14 protein-coding genes are annotated in these 16,407 nt (G+C 65.8%); 7 read left to right on the top strand and 7 right to left on the bottom strand.

The window, feature by feature from the left end:
* Positions 1-102: 102 nt before the first annotated feature.
* Positions 103-615: a peptide-methionine (R)-S-oxide reductase MsrB gene (gene msrB / locus BJ6T_RS18475; protein WP_014493980.1), complete on the bottom strand. Its 513-nt coding sequence runs from the start codon at positions 613-615 to the stop codon at positions 103-105.
* Between the two features lie 86 nt (positions 616-701).
* Entirely contained in the window at positions 702-2,159 is a 1,458-nt protein-coding gene (locus tag BJ6T_RS18470) for an NAD(P)/FAD-dependent oxidoreductase (protein WP_014493979.1), read from the bottom strand.
* A 197-nt stretch (positions 2,160-2,356) separates the two neighbouring features.
* On the opposite strand from BJ6T_RS18470, the gene BJ6T_RS18465 reads away from it, so the two are divergent.
* Together BJ6T_RS18465 and BJ6T_RS18460 are read left to right on the top strand one after the other, a co-directional pair.
* Complete coding sequence (locus tag BJ6T_RS18465; protein WP_028170570.1) at positions 2,357-2,893, top strand: SixA phosphatase family protein; 537 nt, start codon at positions 2,357-2,359, stop codon at positions 2,891-2,893.
* Positions 2,894-2,952: 59 nt separating this feature from the next.
* Positions 2,953-3,378, top strand: coding sequence for a universal stress protein (locus BJ6T_RS18460; protein ID WP_014493977.1), 426 nt, complete (start codon positions 2,953-2,955; stop codon positions 3,376-3,378).
* 151 nt (positions 3,379-3,529) lie between these two features.
* On the opposite strand, the gene BJ6T_RS18455 is transcribed toward BJ6T_RS18460, so the two are convergent.
* Positions 3,530-3,766 carry a DUF1127 domain-containing protein gene (locus tag BJ6T_RS18455; protein WP_014493976.1) on the bottom strand — a complete coding sequence of 79 codons (237 nt, stop codon included), beginning with the start codon at positions 3,764-3,766 and terminating at the stop codon, positions 3,530-3,532.
* Between the two features lie 185 nt (positions 3,767-3,951).
* Between BJ6T_RS18455 and BJ6T_RS18450 the strand changes: the two genes are divergently transcribed.
* Entirely contained in the window at positions 3,952-5,295 is a 1,344-nt protein-coding gene (locus BJ6T_RS18450) for an aminotransferase-like domain-containing protein (protein WP_014493975.1), read from the top strand.
* 8 nt (positions 5,296-5,303) lie between these two features.
* Here BJ6T_RS18450 and BJ6T_RS18445 read toward each other — a convergent pair whose 3' ends face one another.
* Positions 5,304-5,891: a hypothetical protein gene (locus tag BJ6T_RS18445; RefSeq protein ID WP_014493974.1), complete on the bottom strand. Its 588-nt coding sequence runs from the start codon at positions 5,889-5,891 to the stop codon at positions 5,304-5,306.
* A 93-nt stretch (positions 5,892-5,984) separates the two neighbouring features.
* On the opposite strand from BJ6T_RS18445, the gene BJ6T_RS18440 reads away from it, so the two are divergent.
* Positions 5,985-6,419: a hypothetical protein gene (locus BJ6T_RS18440; protein ID WP_014493973.1), complete on the top strand. Its 435-nt coding sequence runs from the start codon at positions 5,985-5,987 to the stop codon at positions 6,417-6,419.
* A 3-nt stretch (positions 6,420-6,422) separates the two neighbouring features.
* Here the strand turns inward: BJ6T_RS18440 and BJ6T_RS18435 are convergent, their stop codons facing one another.
* From BJ6T_RS18435 to BJ6T_RS18425, 3 genes are all read right to left on the bottom strand, one after another.
* The gene (locus BJ6T_RS18435; protein ID WP_014493972.1) at positions 6,423-8,822 is read right to left on the bottom strand and encodes a bifunctional diguanylate cyclase/phosphodiesterase; all 2,400 of its coding nucleotides are present in this window, start codon (positions 8,820-8,822) and stop codon (positions 6,423-6,425) included.
* 104 nt (positions 8,823-8,926) lie between these two features.
* Positions 8,927-10,360, bottom strand: coding sequence for an MFS transporter (locus BJ6T_RS18430; protein WP_014493971.1), 1,434 nt, complete (start codon positions 10,358-10,360; stop codon positions 8,927-8,929).
* Positions 10,361-10,501: 141 nt separating this feature from the next.
* A complete protein-coding gene (locus BJ6T_RS18425) occupies positions 10,502-11,008 on the bottom strand; it encodes a YciE/YciF ferroxidase family protein (RefSeq protein WP_014493970.1) in 507 nt (168 codons plus the stop codon).
* Positions 11,009-11,452: 444 nt separating this feature from the next.
* Between BJ6T_RS18425 and BJ6T_RS18420 the strand changes: the two genes are divergently transcribed.
* The 3 genes from BJ6T_RS18420 to BJ6T_RS18410 all read left to right on the top strand — a co-directional run bounded on the left by BJ6T_RS18420 (position 11,453) and on the right by BJ6T_RS18410 (position 16,343).
* Positions 11,453-12,535 (top strand): lysylphosphatidylglycerol synthase transmembrane domain-containing protein, encoded by a 1,083-nt coding sequence (locus tag BJ6T_RS18420; protein ID WP_014493969.1) that lies wholly within the window; start codon positions 11,453-11,455, stop codon positions 12,533-12,535.
* 86 nt (positions 12,536-12,621) lie between these two features.
* Positions 12,622-14,571 (top strand): SGNH/GDSL hydrolase family protein, encoded by a 1,950-nt coding sequence (locus BJ6T_RS18415; protein ID WP_028170569.1) that lies wholly within the window; start codon positions 12,622-12,624, stop codon positions 14,569-14,571.
* A gap of 416 nt (positions 14,572-14,987) precedes the next feature.
* Entirely contained in the window at positions 14,988-16,343 is a 1,356-nt protein-coding gene (locus tag BJ6T_RS18410; RefSeq protein WP_014493967.1) for an MFS transporter, read from the top strand.
* The last annotated feature ends 64 nt before the right edge of the window (positions 16,344-16,407 follow it).

The raw sequence follows: 16,407 nt of genomic DNA, 5'->3' as shown, positions 1-16,407 counted from the left end.
CGGCCCGCGGGACCGAACTCAGGTGCGCAATTGCGCACCTGAGAATTCGCGAGATCCCGGATTCGATTCTCACGCATCGCTCCGGAATGACTCCAGCGAGACCTACGTGGCCGAGGCAGCGGCCGGATGGAAGACCAGCCCGAAACCGTCGATGCAATAGCGCAATCCGGTCGGCTTCGGACCGTCGTCGAAGACGTGGCCGAGATGGCCGCCGCAACGCCGGCAATGCACTTCGGTGCGCACCATGCCGAAGGTGCGGTCCTCGGTCTTGCCGACATTGCCTTCGATCGGCTGATAGAAGCTCGGCCAACCCGTGCCGCTCTCGAACTTGGTCTCGGACGAGAACAACGGCAGGTCGCAGCCGGCGCAGGCGAAGATGCCCTTGCGGTGCTCCTTGAGCAGCGGGCTGGAGCCCGGCCTCTCGGTGCCCTCCCTGCGGAGGATTTCATATTGCTGCGGCGTGAGCTGGGCGCGCCACTCGGCGTCGGTCTTCTCGATCTCGAATTTTTGCGTGGCCTTCTCTCCAGCCTCGGCAGGCGTTCCTCTCAGCCAGCGGAAGGCCGAAAGGCCGAACAGGCCGGCAACAGTCGTCAGCAGGATGCGGCGATCAAACATCTCATTCTCCGTGCGCGGGGAGTCCACGCCCTGAGATACGGGCTCTAACGGCCGACGTTACACGTCCGGGCGCGGTTTTTCTCAACTTATTGCGAGACGATGTCCTCGTGCGAAGCCGGTTCCATGCCCTCAGCCGCAGGTTTCGGCGGAGGGGCCGGCCGCGGCCGGACGCCGGGCGGCGGACGGCGAGGACCGGTACCGGCGGCCCGGTTGGCTTCGGCCAGCCGCGCCTCGCGCTCCCGGTCCTTGACGCGGGCTCGCTCGCGGTAGCGGGCGAGCGAGCCTGCGGCGGCGGAACTCGCCCTGCCCCAAACTCCCACCAATTGGCCCGCGACCCGTCCGGTCGTGCCGCCTGCCCAGACCAGCTCGAATGGCGAGAACAGCTTCCAGCGGTCGTCGCCCCACAAAATGCTGCGCGCGATCAGCTGCCCGGCCATGGCCGAGGTGTTCATGCCCTGGCGGCCGAACCCGCTCGCCACCCACAGGCCTTTGCGCAACTGGCCGATCTGCGGCATGCCGTGCACGGTCTGGCCGGTGGCACCGCCGAACATGTCGGTAATCTCGACATCGCCGAACTCGGGGAAAATCGATCTGATCCGCCGCCTGACCGCGCCCGCGAAGCGCTGCGGACGCGCGGCCCAGGTGGTCTCGGGGCTTTCCCACATCAGGCGGTCGCCGTCGACGACACGGAAATGGTCGACCCCGTCGGAATCCATCACCGATCCCTTGAACGCCACGATCTCGTGCACGCGCTCGCCGAGCGGCGCGGTAATCCCGGCATAGCGCCAGACCGGCAGCAGCGTCTCCGACAGGCGCCTCAAGGGCGCGCCGAGGTGGATGTTGCCGGCGAGCACGATGTGGGTGGCGCGCAGCCGCGCCGAGGGCGTGACGATGCGCTTGCGGATGCCGGAATGATCGATGCTGACGACCGGCGTCTCCTCGAAGATGCGCGCTCCCGCTCGCCGCGCCAGCGCTGCGAGGCCGTGCACATATTTGCGGCCGTCGAGCTGGAACGCCCGGGGATAATAGACGCCGTGGAAGTAACGGTCGGTCTTGAGCACCTCGCGGACGCGATCCACCTGCCAGCCCTCGACCTCCGTGTCGAAATCCTCGTCGAGCATCTGCAACCGGCTGATCAGCCGGTCGCCGGCATCGACGTTGGAGACCTCCAGCACGCCATCGCTCGGGCCAATGCCGGGCATGTTCTCTTCGGTGGCGTTGGCCCGGACGAACTCGGCGCCCTCCTTCGCCAGCGTCCACAATTCGCGCGCGTCCTCGAAGCCGATGCGCTCGATCAAATCGGCCAGCGGTAGCGCAAAGCCCGGCATCACGGTGCCGAGCTGGTTTCCGGAGGCGTTCCAGCCGACATGGCGGCCCTCGAGCACCGCGACGCTGGCTCCGAGCCGGGCTGCCTCCAGCGCGATGGAGAGCCCGGCAAGCCCGGCCCCGATCACGCAGATGTCGGCATCGAGATCAAACGACAGTCGCGTGCGTTCACGAAAGCCGGCTTCTTCCTGGGACACGCTTGTGAAAGTCTCGCTCATGTCGTTTTCTTAGAGCATGATCCGGAAAAAGTGTGCAGCGGTTTTCCGAAAAGATCATGCTCAAAACCAAAAATTTAGAGCGCGAGGAGGACTTGTCCCAATCTCATCGCGCTTTAAAGGACCGATCGGGCCCTTGTCACCTTGTCCTCAACCGGCGCCTGTAGATTATTCTGGACGCGTAACGATTCGAGAATGCCATGCGCCGTTTGATGCTGCTGCGTCACGCCAAGACCGAGACTGACGCGCCGAGCGGCCGTGACCAGGATCGTCGCCTCGACGACCGCGGCCACAAGGACGCCGCGCAGATCGGGGATTGGCTCGCCACCCACCCCCCCTTCCTCAAGGCCGTGCTGGTGTCGCACGCCGTCCGGGCCCGGCAGACCTGGGACATTGCCTGGGAGACGATGAAGGACCGCGTCGCAGCGCCGAAGGTGGAGGTCCTGCCCGAACTCTACGGCGCCGATCCCGCCCAGATTCTGGAATCCATTCGCACTGCAACCGCTCCGGCCGACCCGAAGCAGTTGCTGCTGGTGGGCCACAATCCCGGCATGCACGAGGCCGCTCTGATGCTGATGGGCGGCGGCGATCCGGCCGGCGCCAAGGCGCTCGCTCACAATCTGCCCACGTCGGGGCTTGCGATCTTCGACTTTGACGTCAAGGATTGGGGTGACGTGGCCTACCGCCGCGGCAAACTGGTGCTGTTCGTCAGCCCCAAGCTGCTTCGATCGGGTTGAGACGCGCGGGGCGCGCCGTTTCGACCGGTTGATCCAGCTTGGTCAATTGGGAGGCGCAGATGTTCAAGTCCATCCTCGTGCCCATCGACCTCGCCGACACCGATCTGGCCAAGCCGGCGCTTGCGACCGCGGTAACGCTGTCGCAGACCTGGAGCGGATCGATACGGCTGCTCAACGTGCTGCCGATGACGCCGGTGATGCTCGCCGAATACGTGCCGGCCGATTTCGACGAGCAGCAGCGCCAGACCTCCGAGGAAGCGCTCGCCATCGTCGCGCGGGAGTCAGGCATCGAGGCAGGACGCATTTCCAGCGTGGTGCGCCAGGGCGGCATCTACCACGAGATCCTGGAGGAAGCCGTGCACATGAAGGCCGACCTGATCGTGATGACCTCGCACCGGCCGGCGATGCGCACCTATTTCCTCGGCTCCAACGCCGGGCACGTCGTGCGCTACGCCAAGTGCTCGGTGCTGGTGGTCAGGCACTGATCGTCACAACGAACGCCGTCATTGCAAGCGCAGCGAAGCATTCCAGCGTCTTTCCGCGTTGGCAGCCTGGATTGCTTCGCTCCGCTCGCAAAGACGATGCGGAGGCATTGTCACCACGCCCGGACTTGCCGGGCGTGGCAGCCGAATGAACTTACAGATACCGCGTCAGTTCGGCCTTGAACTGCCCGTAGACGGCGTCCTCGATCTGGCTGCGCGTGATCCCGATGTCGCGCAAGGCGTGGTCGTCGAGCTCGTTCAGCGTCTTGACGGCAGAGCGGCGCTCCAGGCGGTCGAACAGCGCATGAGCGAGGTTGGCGAGCGTGCTGAAAAATCCGCCCGACGAGGATGGGCGTAAGCTCCGCCCGGCAGTTTGCGAGATCGTGGTCATTTTTCTTCTCCGGCCTATTGTCCGCGCGGCGAAGCAGGTGCCGTTGGCGCGGACGCCGTGAGCGCCTGCACCTCATTTGCCGTCGGATTGCTCTCGCTCTCCTCGGCTCAATCGCGGAACTTGATGGAACTTAAATGCTCCAGTACACTACTCGGAGCAAGTAAAACATTGCTCTCGGTGCAATAATGTCCAAGTTCGAATACGTGAAGCTTGCCGATGCCATTGCGGCCGATATCACTAAAGGCACGTTAAGGCCCGGCGACCGGCTGCCGCCACAGCGCAATTTTGCCTATGACCGCGGCATCGCGGTCTCGACCGCGAGCCGGGTTTATACGGAGTTGCTTCGCCGCGGGCTCGTCGTCGGCGAGGTCGGCCGCGGCACCTTCATCTCCGGCGACATCAAGCGCGAGGTCGAGGCGTTGAGCGAGCCGCGCGACGCGCGGATCGATTTCGAGGTCAATTATCCGTTATTGCCGCAGCAATGGGCGATGATCGCCAAGAGCCTTGCCGGGCTCGAGCGCGTCGATGCGCTCGAATCCGCCCTGCGCGTCTCGACCAGCACCGGCACCAAGAGCGCGCGCAACGCGGCCGTCGCCTATCTCGCGCGCAAGGATTTCACGCCGCAGGCCGAGCAGATCGTCTTCACCGCCAACGGCAAGCAGTCGCTCGCCGCCGCGCTCGCCGCCCTCGTTCCCACCGGCGGCCGCTGCGGCGTCGAGGCGCTGACCTACCCCTACGTCAAGAGCATCGCCGCGCGGCTCGGCGTGACGCTGGTCCCGATTCCGATGGACGAATACGGCGCGAGGCCCGATGCGATCCAGAAGGCGCATCGCGAGGCGCATCTGTCGGCGCTGTATCTCCAGCCCATCATCCAGAACCCGCTCGGCGTCACCATGAACGCGACGCGGCGCGCCGACATCATGCGCGTCGCCGAGAAGCTCGATCTCACCATCATCGAGGACGCCGTCTACGGCTTCCTCGCCGACGATACGCCGCTGGCGGCGCTCGGGCCGGACCGTTGTATCGTGATCGACAGCCTGTCCAAGAAGGTCGCACCGGGCCTCGCGCTCGGCATCCTCGTGACCCCGCCGCATCTGCGCGAGAGCGTGATGAGCGCGGTGCGGACCGGCGGCTGGATCGCCTCGGGCCATGCGCTGGCGTCCGGGCAGCGGCTGATGGCCGACGGCACCGTCGCCGAGCTGACGCGGCTGAAACGGATCGACGCTGCGCGCCGGCAGCAGACCGCGGCAAGGCTGCTTGCCGGCTACCAGATCGCGGCCGACGCGCGCTCCTATCATTTGTGGCTGACGCTGCCGCCGCACTGGCGCTCGCAGACCTTCGTCGCCGCGGCAGCCCGGCGCGGCATCGCACTGACGCCATCCTCGACGTTTGCAATTGCGCACGGACATGCACCGAACGCGGTGCGGCTCGCGCTCGCCCCGCCCTCGCTCGAGCAGCTCGATTCCGGCCTGCGCACGCTCGTGTCGCTGCTCGGCACCAAGGAAGAGGATTTCGACTCGACGGAGTAGAGATCCGTCTATGGCAGCAACGCCTTCGGTACGTGATCAAAACTGTAGCTGTGTGGCTGGTTGCGCCGCACGAAGCCGCCGACCTGCCAGGCGAACAGCGCGGCAAAGCCGATGATGAACAGCGCACCCGCGAATTCGCCGATCAGGAGCGCGCGGATCAACAGCCCGGCCATGGCCACCGTCAGCACCGCCAAAAACGCCAGCACCGCCGCATAGGTTTTGCGACCGAGGCCTGCAGTCAATTCGGCGTGGCTGCCGGCTTGCGCCATCCGTGCGTGCAATTCGATGATGAAATCGCGAAAACCGTTATCTTGCGGCGCCATCAGCGCCGCGGTCTGCCAGCTTGTCGACAGGATCCTGATGCGGCCGCCGCCGGTGTGGCTGAGATCGGCGCGAAAGCGGTGCTGCTGCATCGACACCGGGCGAAACGACAGCCGGACCGCCGAGATCTCGTCATAGCGCCACAGGCCGGCGCGGCCGGCGATGTGCCAGGACAGGCCCGCGTCCGTCAGCTCGAAACGATGCGCCGAGCCGATCAGAGACGCCTTGTAGGCGTAGCTCGTGACCGACGGGCCTTGCGCTCCCGAAACCTGCATCCCCACAATCAATCCCGTCCGCGCAATCCCGTCCGCGCAATCCCGCCTGCGATCGGCTTGCGCGATCGCCCTCGCCCATCCTACAAGCGGGGCATGGCTGAGACGACCTTTTTTCCGCGCCGCCTGATTCTCGGCGCCGCCGTGATCTCCGGCGTGCTGCTCGCGCTCGCAGTGCACATGCTGGGCGCACGCTACGGGCTCGACCTCGGCGGGCTCTGGCATTCCGACACGCATGAATACATACCCGCGGGCGCAGCGATCGCCTGGTGGCTGATTGCCACGGTCGGTTTCTCCGGCGGCTATTTCACCGCGACATTGATGCAGAGCGCCGTCTCCGGGCAGATCCCGCAGCGGATGCGGCAGTTCCTGATCGCGGTCGGCGTGCTGCTGCTTGCCGGTGCGGGTCAGGTGGCCTCGGCGCCGAGCCCGATCCCGTCCGTCTCGGGCGTGCTCGCCGGGCTCGCCGCGCTATGTCTTGGCGCCGTGATGGCGTTTTGCGGCGCGCATTTCGCGCTGCGCCGCGGCTAGACATCAGGCCGAGACGCGCAGCCGCGGCCGGTTCAGCATCAACGCGACATCGGATGCGGGCCGCGGCTTGCTGAAAAGATAGCCCTGCGCCTGGGTGCAGCCCTCGCGCCGCAGCAGCTCGAGCTGCGCGTCGTTCTCGACGCCTTCCGCCGTGGTGACGATTCCGAGGCTGCGCCCGAGGCCGGTCACGGCACGGATGATCGCCATGGAATCCTCGCGCGTCGCAAGCTCCGACACGAAGGAGCGGTCGATCTTGATCTTGTCGAACGGGAAGCTGCGCAGGTAGCTCAGCGACGAATAGCCGGTGCCGAAATCGTCGAGCGAGATCCGCACGCCCATGGCGCGCAGCTCGTGCAGGGTGGTCAGCGTCGCCTCGCTGTTCTGGAGCAGCACCGATTCGGTGATCTCGAGCTCGAGCCGCCGCGCCGCGAGCCCCGAGGCGGCCAACGCATCGGTCACGGATGCGATCAGGTTCGGGCTCTTGAACTGCACCGGCGACAGGTTGACGGCGACATCGACATCGTCCGGCCAGGTGGCGGCGTCACTGCAGGCGCTGCGCAGCACGAACTCGCCGAGCTGGACGATGAGGCCGGTCTCCTCGGCCACCGGAATGAAGTTGATGGGGGCGATCAGGCCACGCTGCGGATGGTTCCAGCGCAGCAGCGCCTCGAAGGCGACGACGCGGCCGCTGGCGACGTCGCGGATGGGCTGGTAGTACGCCTCGAACTCGTCGCGCAGCAACGCCGCACGCAAGTCCATCTCCAGCAGCCGCCGCGCCTGCGCGCGCGCATCCATGCCGGTCTCGAAGAAGCGATAGGTGCCGCGGCCGTCTGCCTTGGCGCGGTACAGCGCGAGGTCGGCGTTCTTCAACAGCTCGTCCGGATTGTCGCTGTCCTGCGGCGACAGCGAGATGCCGATCGAGACGCCGATCACGATCTGGTGGTCGTCGATCTCGTAAGGCGCGGAGATCACCTCGACGAGGCGGCCGGCAAGGGCTCGCGCCGCGGCTTCCTCGGAGCGCCCGATCTGGACCACGGCGAACTCGTCGCCACCGAGCCGCGCCACGGTGTCGCTCGCGCCGACAGTGGCCTTCAGCCTGCGGCCGACTTCCTTGAGCAGAGCATCGCCGATGGGATGGCCGAGCGAGTCGTTGATGTCCTTGAAGTGATCGAGATCGAGGCACAGCACTGCGAGCTGGTCGCCCGACTTCGCCCGGCGCAGGCCCTGCTCGAGCTGCTCGTGGAACAGCACGCGGTTCGGCAGATTGGTCAGCGCGTCATGGCGCGCCATGTGCGAGATCTTGGCCTGCGCCTCCAGCCATTCGGTGATGTCCTCGAAGGTCGCGACCCAGCCGCCGCCCTGCATCGGCTGGTTGACGACGCGGATGGAGCGACCGAACCGGGTGACGACCTGGCTGGTCGTGCGGCCCTCGCGCGCGTCGGCCACGAGGCGCGCGAAGAATTCGCCCGCATCGCCCTGCCAATGGCCCTTGGCCTGCTCTTCCCGCAACACGTCGACGAGCAGGCGGCCGGCGAGCGGAATGTCGGTGCGGCCGAGCATCGCTGCGTAGCGCTCGTTGAAGAGCTGGATCTTGCCGTCCGCATCGAACATGCACAGTCCCTGCGACATGTTCTCGAGCGCGGTATCCAGCACGACTTGCTGGCGTCCCAGTTCGCCCTTGGCGCGGCGGTCGAGCAGAGCCGCCGCGAGCGCGATCGCGATGATCGCAGCGGCGGCGCTGGCGGTGAGGATGGACAATGAGGCCGGCGGGATCGACAGACCGCTGATCACGACCGCAGGATCCGGCGTCAGCTCCACGGCGCCCATGGCGGTGAAATGATGCGAGACGATGGCAAGCGTCAGCAGCACCGTCGCGCCGAGCGCGCCCGCGAGGGTGTCGCGCCGCCCCGCAACGACCAGGGCAAACGACCCGAGGACGATGCCGAGCACGATCGAGACCGTCACTGTGCCGGTCGCCCAGCCGATGTGCGCGGGAATCTCGAGCGCCATCATGCCGGTGTAATGCATGGCGGCAACGCCGCCACCAACCACGGCGCCGCCGAGCGCAACCAGGCCCGCCCGCGTCACCGACACCGAGATGCTCAGCCCGATGAAGGTGACCGCGATCGCGAAGATCAGCGAGAGCACCGTCAACGGAATATTGTAGGCGCCGCCCGCACCAGGCCCGTAAGCCTGCATCGCGATGAAATGGGTTGCCCAGATGCCGCTGCCGGCGACGACGGCATCAAGCGCGACCCACGATACACGAGCTCCCCCGCGCGCCGCACGCGCGCGGTGGAACAGGCTGATCGCCGCCGCGCTGGCGAGCAGACATACCGCTCCGCCGAGTGCGACCAGACGCCAGTCGTGCTGATCCGTCAGGCAGTAAAGAACTTGATACATTGCCGGCCCCTATTCCAACCGCACTAGAGCCGGCAGAGATGGACAGTCGGTAACCGGCTATGCGCCGGTTTCGGGAATGGTGAACAGAGAATGTGTGGGTTCGCTCACATTGAGCGCCCTTGCGCCTTTGCGTCGGGTGCATTTGCGCCGAGGCCGATCACGGCGGCGGCGAGCAGCAGGACGGCCGTCGATATGATTAGCGACTGGTGAAGGCCCGTCATGAATGCGCTGTCCGAAGCCACCAGCGAGCCGAACAGCGCGACGCCGAGCACGCTGCCGGTTTGCCGCGTCGCGTTCAGGACGCCGGCGGCGATGCCGGAGCGCGCCCTGTCGACGCTGCCAAGCAAGGTGGAGGTCAGCGGCGGCACCAGCAGGCCAAGTCCACCGCTGATCGCGATCATCTGCGCAAAGATCGCCCAGTAGCTGGTCCCGGCTTCGGTCCAGAGCAGCCCGAGACAGCCGAGCGCCGAGATACAGGCGCCGACCACGATGGTCGGGCACGAGCCGATGCGCTCGGCCAGACGCGGCGCCAGCAGGTTGACGGGCAGCACCGCCCCCATCATCGGCACGAAGGCGAGCCCGGTCCACCAGGCCGACAACCCGTTGATCCCTTGGAAATACAGGCTCAGCACGAAGATCAGGCCGTAGATCGCGATGTTGACGAGGAGGCCGACGATCGTGGTCAAGGCAAACAGCCGGTGACTGAACAGCGACAGCGGCAGCATCGGCTGCACGGTGCGGCTTTCGCACCAGACGAAGAGCACTGCAAGTGCGGCTGAGGCGACGAATGCTGCGATCACGGCTGGATGGCTCCAGCCGAGCGCGCCAGCTTCGATGATTGCGCCGGCGAGCGCGCCCAGCGCACCGATCGCGGCGAGCTGGCCGGGCAGATCGATCTCACGCGCACGCGACCGCGTGGTCTCGCTGGCGTAGCGCCAGCTCAGCCACAAGCCGGTAAGACCGATCGGCAGGTTGACCAGGAAGATCGCGCGCCAGCCGACCAGCGTGATCAGCGCGCCGCCGACGAAGGGACCGGCAGTGAGCGCCAGGCTGGCTCCGGCGGCCCAGACCGCCACGGCGCGGCCACGCGCGCGGTCGTCCGCATAGGCATGATTGAGCAGCGCCAGGGAATTCGGCACCAGGATCGCCGCCGCCAGCCCCTGCACCAGCCGCGCTGCGATCAGCACGTCCGCATTGGGCGACATCGCGCAGGCGAGCGAGGCCGCGGTGAAGATGGCGAACCCCGCCATGAAGATGCGCTTGGCGCCGATCCGATCGCCGAGCGCACCGGCGGTCAGAATGAAAGCGGCGAAGGCGACGGTGTAGGCGCTGACCACCCATTGCAACTCGGCGACGCCGCCGCCGAGCGTTTTGCCCATCGCATCCAACGCGGTGTTGACGATGGTGACGTCGAGCTGGACCACACCATAGCCGAGGCTCATCGCGGCGAGCGTGAGGGAGGTTGCAAGGCGCGAGCCGGCACGCTGCGCGCCGGCGCGGTCGTCGAGAGGTTCATATTTGATGGTGCTGGCTCGCATGCTGCCGCCTCGGTTGCAGCCCCATGCGAAACATACGCTTCCAGCCCGCCGTCATGTTTCGACAATGACCGAATGATGGATGCGTCATACGCGAGCGCCGCGCGGATGACCGCACGACGCCTTTCGCGACAACGCCGGGTCCTAGCTCGCCGCGCGCAGGTTGACCTTGCTCTCGGCGAGCGTGGTCAGCTTCCTGTCGGTCGCCTTCTCTTCTTCCAGCGTCTTGGCGAGCACGGTGGCGCAGTCGTTGCGGCCGAGCTGTTTGGCCCAGGCGATCAGGCTGCCGTAGCGGACGATCTCGTAATGCTCCGCGGCCTGGGCCGCATTGATCAGGGCGGCGTCCAGGACCGCCTTGTCGGCGACTTCACCGGCGGTCTCGTCGGCTTCCGCGATGATGCCGTCGATGGCCGGGCAGTCGACCGCCTTCACCTGCGCGCCGTGCATCTTGAATACTTCCTCGAGCCGCTTGACGTGCTGCTTGGTTTCTTCGAGGTGCGTCAAAAAGCCCTGCTTCAACTGCGGATCGGTGGCCTTATCTGCCATTTTCGGCAGCGCCTTGGTGAGCTGCTGCTCGGCATAATAGATGTCCTGAAGCTGGTGCACGAACAGGTCGTTCATAGTCTTGATGTCTTTTGTGAACAGTCCCATCGTTCCGATCCTCGCGGTTTCGGGAACACGGAGGCGTCGGCTCGCACGAAAAGCCGATGATTCCGCCATGTTCGATTGCTGATGGAGCGCTAACCGGCGCAAGGTACCGACGTTCCAAAAAAGCTCACATCGCTCGCGCTGGAACAATGCCGACTGCGGGCGGACACGAAATCATGTCAAGATGCGGACGCGCGTTCCAGGCAAGTGCCTCGACTCATATGCTTAACGCGCGCCCGATGTGAACCACATATGACAAAAGCGGCGGTCCACCGCAGAAGCCATCGATCGAACGCAGAACCAATCGTTGTCAAGGGCTGCACAAGACGCTGTTTTTGCCTTAAATGAGCTACATCATGCCTAGCGGTCGAAGCCCATTTCGGGCAGTGATCGCACCCGACCGGCCAATGTCTGGCCGATCGGTCTTGCCCCCCGCCGGGAGGATGAATGCACGGACTGCTGCCCGCGCTGAAGCGCGGCTTCAAGAGATGGATCGGCTGGCGACGGCTCGGTGTTGCTGCGAGCGTCTTCATCATCGCCTTCGCGATCACCACACTTGCGGGCACTCTCAAGGACATCGATACCGGCGTCATCCTGACCGCGTTGACCGAGATTCCCCGCGGAAATATCGGGTTGGCGGCGATCTGCGTCGTCTTCGCGTTCTGTACGCTGACCTTCTACGACTATTTTGCACTGCGAACGATCGGCAAGAAGCATGTGCCCTATCGCATCGCAGCACTCTCCAGCTTCACGTCCTATTCGATCGGCCACAACATCGGCGCCACCGTTTTTACCGGCGGCGCGATCCGCTTCCGGATCTATTCGGACTACGGGCTGAACGCGATCGACGTCGCGAAAATCTGCTTCCTCTCGGGCCTGACCTTCTGGCTCGGTAACATCTTCGTGCTCTCGATCGGCATGGTCATCCATCCGGATGCCGCCTCATCGATGGATCAACTCCCGTCGTCGATCAACCGGCTGATCGGGCTCGGCGGCCTCGCCTCGATCGGCGCCTATCTGGTCTGGCTCTGCATGGGCGAGAAGCGCCGCGAACTCGGCCAGAAGGGCTGGAAGGTGGTGCTGCCCTCGGCGCCGCTGACGCTGGTCCAGATCCTGATCGGCGTGGTCGATCTCGGCTTCTGCGCGACGGCGATGTACCTGCTGATGCCGGCCAATCCGCCCATCGACTTCATGTCGCTGGCGGTGGTGTTCATCCTGGCGACGCTGATCGGCTTTGCCAGCCACGCGCCCGGCTCGATCGGCGTGTTCGATGTCGCCATGCTGGTCGCGCTGCCCGAATTCGGCCGCGAGCAGCTTCTGGCGACCCTGCTGGTCTTCCGCATCCTCTATTTCGTGATCCCGTTCGGCCTCGCCATCTCCATCATGGGCGCGCGCGAGCTCTGGATGAACGTGGTCGAGCCCTGGCAGGAGCGGCGGCGGCTGGCCGAGGCCTGCGCGCAAGCCAACCTGCCCAAGCAGGTCGCAGCGATGGAACGCGAACGGTCGTTGCGACAGGCCAGCAAGCGGTAAGGCGGGCGCCCGTCAGCCAGAGGTTGCGGGCGGGGCAGCAATGCTCTCTTATTTCCGCCTCAACTTTGCCGTTGAACACGCGGGCCATGATCCCTTTTTCCTTTCGTACCCTTCCCGCAGGCCTCCTGCTGCTTGCCGGGATTCTGACGTCTTTGCCGCTCGAGCGCGCCGCCGCGCAGAGCGCCGGTGCGATGCAAATATCCTGGGAGGTGCGCAACCGCTTCCGCCTGTTCCGCGAGGAGCGCGACTTCCTGCTCCATGTCGAGAACGCGCGGAACCGCAGCATCCTCGCCGCAGAGCAATCGCTGGAGCTCCAGAGCGAGGGCCGCGGCTGGGCCCGCAACATGGTCAACCGGCTCTGCATCGACCTCCAGGGCCGGGTCAACCAGCCCTGCACCCGCGATAACGTCAAAGAGAACTACATCACCCCGACCGACCATCCGGTGACCGTGCGCCTGACCGGCGCGGTGCCGGTCGGCGCCACCTGCGCCTGGTCGTTCGACGACGGCGACGGGCCGCAGACCTCGACTTTCGATTGCGCCGAGCCGATCAACCTGCGCGTCCGCTACGGCAAGCAGACGGTCGCGAGCGTCGACGTCTCCTCCGGCTCCGATCCGACCCAGCGCGTCCAGGCCGAGATCCAGGTCCGCGACATCTTCGTTGCCGGGCTCGGCGACAGCATCGCCTCCGGCGAAGGCAACCCGGACCGGCCGCTGGCGCTATCGGACGAGGGCTTCTGCTTCCGCTCCTATCTCGGTACCGCCGGTGCGCAGTACTACCGGCCGAGCCGCGCCGGCTATAAAGGCGGCCGCGCCTGCGAGGCACCCGACACGCTCGCCAACTGGCAGCATTACGGCGCGCTCTGGTTCAACTCGCCCTGCCACCGCTCGCTCTACAGCTACCAGGCCCGCACGGCTCTCGCGCTCGCGGTGCGCTACACCCACATCGCGGTGACCTTTCTGCCGCTCGCCTGCACCGGCGCCAGCATCGGCGACGGACTGCTGGGCTCGCAGCGCGCCCGCGAATGCCCGCCCGGCAAGACCGGCGTCTGCAACACCAGCGTGAACGCACAGGTCGCCGAGCTGCGCGAGGCGCTTACCGCGGCAAAAAAGCGCCAGCCGGACCGCACGCTCGATCTCGTGCTGCTCTCGGTCGGTGCCAATGACGTCTATTTCTCCGGCCTCGTCGCCGACGTCATCGTCGACACCGCGACCGAGCGCGCGCTGTTCCGCCGCTCCGGCGTGATGGCGAGCGTCGACGATTCCCGCGATGCGCTGGCGCGCGAACTGCCACAGAATTTCGTCAAGCTGCGCGAGGCGCTGAAGCCGCTCGTCGGCGGCGACCTCTCGCACGTGGTCTATGTCTCCTACGCCAATCCCGCGCTCGCCGATGGCGGAGTGCCCTGCCGCGGCGGCCGCGCCGGGTTCGACATCCATCCGTCCTTCAACGCCGATCCGCAGCGCCTGGCCCGCGTCTCGACCTTCGTCGACACCGAATTCCTGCCGCAGCTGAAGGGGCTCGCCACCTGCACGCGCGGGGCGCTGTGCCGCGATCCCGAAGCCGACCGCATGACCTTCGTGGATTCGCACCAGGCGGCGTTCGCCGATCACGGCTTCTGCGCCCATGCGGGCAACGATCCCGAATTCGACCGCACGTGCTTCGCCGAGAACGGCCAGAGCTTCAATCCCGATATCGTGAGCGCGGCGAGCCAGCCGATGCTGTGCGGCCGCGGCGCCTCGGAATATCGCGCCTACCTGCCGCGCGCGCGCTGGATCCGCGATGCCAATGACAGCTATTTTGCCGCGATGACCTATCCGCAAGGTCTGCCGGCGGCGAGCCAGCCGACCGACATCCACGACGCCACCTGGGGCGTGCTCTCCGCCGTCTACGGCGGCGCCGTGCATCCAAGCGCAGAAGGCCACGCCGCGATGGCGGACGCCGCACTGCCGGCCGCGAGCAGCGTGCTCGGCCTCGATGCGGTGCCGCCCGGCGTGACGCGCGGACTATTGGCGCCGCTGCTGGGCACGCAGCAGTAGAAGCAAAGCGAACTCTCTCCACACCGTCATTGCGAGCGCAGCGAAGCAATCCAGAATCTTTCCGCGGAGGGATTTCTGGATTGCTTCGCTGCGCTCGCAATGACGATTGGGTTTGCACTCTCCGCATACTCGGTGTTATCGCCCGCGCAGGCGGGCGATCCAGTACTCCGTGACGGCAGTGATTGAATCGAGAAGCCGCGGCGTACTGGATTCCCCGCCTTCGCAGGGAATGACAGCGGAGTATGTGGCGCCTGCTCGCTCCCGCATTCTCGTCGCGACAATATCGTTCCCCGCACCTGCCGTTCCATCAATCCAAAAACGGCATCGATCGATACTCCCTTGAACTTGGACACTTTGCCGCGCGCGCCTCTAGGAGTCGCAGTGAGGAAACATTTCGAGTTCTAAGGAGGCGCGTGATGAGCGCAGTGGTGTCATCCGCAGCGGACGTGAGGAGGTCTCGCGTCAGGCTGTTCATCGTGACCATGTTGTTCCTGGTCACGACCGTGAACTATGCCGACCGCGCCACGCTGTCGATCGCGGGCCCTGCGCTCTCCAAGGAACTGCATCTCGATCCCGTGGCCATGGGCTGGATCTTCTCGGCCTTCGGCTGGTCCTATGTCGTGGCGCAGGTGCCGGGCGGCTGGCTGCTCGACCGCTACGGCTCGCGCCTCGTCTATGCCTTCAGCATCATCGTCTGGTCGCTGTTCACGATGATGCAGGGCTGGGTTGGTTTCCTCAGCGCCGGCGCTGCCGTCATCGTGCTGTTCGCGCTTCGCCTCCTCGTCGGCGTCGCGGAAGCGCCCTCCTTCCCCGCCAATGCCCGCATCGTCGCGGCCTGGTTTCCCGGCAACGAGCGCGGCACCGCGTCGGCCTTCTTCAATTCCGGACAGTATTTCGCCACCGTGATCTTCGCGCCGCTGATGGGCTGGATCGCGCATGATTACGGCTGGCGCTTCGTGTTCTTCGTGATGGGTGGGCTCGGCGTCATCATGGGCCTGGTCTGGATCAAGACCGTCTACGGCCCGAAGGAGCATCCAGGCATCAACGAGGCCGAGTTCGATTACATCAAGGAAGGCGGCGCGCTGGTCGATCTCGATGCGCCCAAAAACGATCTGATGCAGGAGCGTGCGCCCGAGTCCGGCTCCGGCTGGGATCACATCCGCCAGTTGCTCTCCAACCGCATGATGCTCGGCGTCTATCTCGGCCAGTACTGCATCAATACGTTGACCTATTTCTTTCTGACCTGGTTCCCGGTCTACCTCGTCAAGGAGCGCGGCCTGTCGATCCTGCAAGCCGGCTTCGTCGCGACGCTGCCGGCGCTGTGCGGCTTCATCGGCGGCGTGCTCGGCGGCGTCATCTCCGACGCCATCCTGCGCAAGACCGGTTCGCTCACCATGGCGCGCAAGATCCCGATCGTCGGCGGCATGCTGCTGTCGATGTCGATCATCGCCTGCAACTATGTCGACGGACAGGCGCTGGTGGTCGGCTTCATGGCGCTCGCCTTCTTCGGCAAGGGCATCGGCGCGCTCGGCTGGGCGGTCGTCTCCGACACATCGCCCAAGGAAGCCGGCGGCGTCTCCGGCGGCCTGTTCAACACCTTCGGCAACCTCTCCTCGATCAGCACCCCGATCGTGATCGGCTACATCCTGGCCGCGACCGGCTCATTCAACGGCGCACTGCTGTTCGTCGGCGCCAATGCGCTGGTGGCCGCTTTCGCCTATCTCGTGGTGGTCGGCAAGATCGAGCGGGTGGTGCTCAAACGTTCCTCCTGAGGGCTCCCACGGGAGCTTGACCAGGCAACTCAACGGCGGCTCCTCAGCCGCCGTCTTTGTTTTG

The organism is Bradyrhizobium japonicum USDA 6, assembly GCF_000284375.1.
In the GTDB taxonomy this organism is placed as follows: domain Bacteria; phylum Pseudomonadota; class Alphaproteobacteria; order Rhizobiales; family Xanthobacteraceae; genus Bradyrhizobium; species Bradyrhizobium japonicum.
This window is presented reverse-complemented; position numbering and strand designations above follow the sequence as displayed.